Origin of the sequence: Blautia sp. DFI.1.216, from assembly GCF_020594215.1 — a bacterium.
Classification (GTDB): domain Bacteria; phylum Bacillota; class Clostridia; order Lachnospirales; family Lachnospiraceae; genus Blautia_A; species Blautia_A wexlerae.
In genome coordinates this window covers 1-748 of sequence record NZ_JAJDML010000156.1, presented here as the reverse complement: position 1 = coordinate 748, position 748 = coordinate 1, and the positions used below count along the sequence as shown (strand labels likewise).

The 748-nt window shown below is 50.5% G+C and carries 1 protein-coding gene; it reads right to left on the bottom strand.

Features of this window, described 5'->3' with window-relative positions; all coding sequences use genetic code 11:
- Nucleotides 1-716 (bottom strand): recombinase family protein (locus tag LJE11_RS19195; RefSeq protein WP_227296414.1); only part of this gene is annotated, 716 nt, incomplete at its 3' end.
- Nucleotides 717-748: the final 32 nt, after the last annotated feature.

Sequence of the window (748 nt, the reverse complement as noted above, 5' to 3'; positions counted from 1 at the left end):
TTGCGAAGCCCCCGTTCCCGGTTCCACCATGTGGGGCAGGGGATTTTTTCTTCCTCCAGCCGTCTGCGGATATAGTTCGGACCATGACCGTTTAGGGCATATCCGAAAATCAGCCGCACAATCGGGGCGGTTTCCTCGTCAATGAGCAGATGGTTTTTGTCCTCCGGGTCTTTCCGATACCCAAACGGGGCAAGACACCCGGTAAACTGTCCTTTCTGCGCTTTCAGAAGATAAGAGGAATGGACTTTCTTGGAAATATCCTTGCTGTACATCTCGTTCAGGATATTCTTGAACGGGGCGATGTCGTTGTTATCCCGCAGGGTGTCGATACCGTCATTCATGGCGATATAGCGGACACCGTTTCTTGGGAAAAAGTCCTCAATCAAATGCCCTGTTTGCAAATAGTTACGCCCCAGTCGGCTGAGGTCTTTCGTGATGACAAGGTTGATTTGCCTGCGCTCAATGGCTCTCAACATTCTCTGTAAATCAGGACGCTCCATATTAAGACCTGTGAAGCCATCGTCCTGATAGACTGCCACAACCTCCCATCCCTGCTTTTCGCAGTATTTTTCCAGCATATCACGCTGGTTTGCGATACTGGCACTTTCGCCTTGCAGGTCATCGTCCTTTGACAGCCTGCAATAGACCGCCGCACGATAGCCCCCGGCAAGTGCTGAACCGATTGTTCTGTATTCCATTTCGTTCATCATAGCCATTTACCCACACAATCCAGACGGTATCTGGCTCT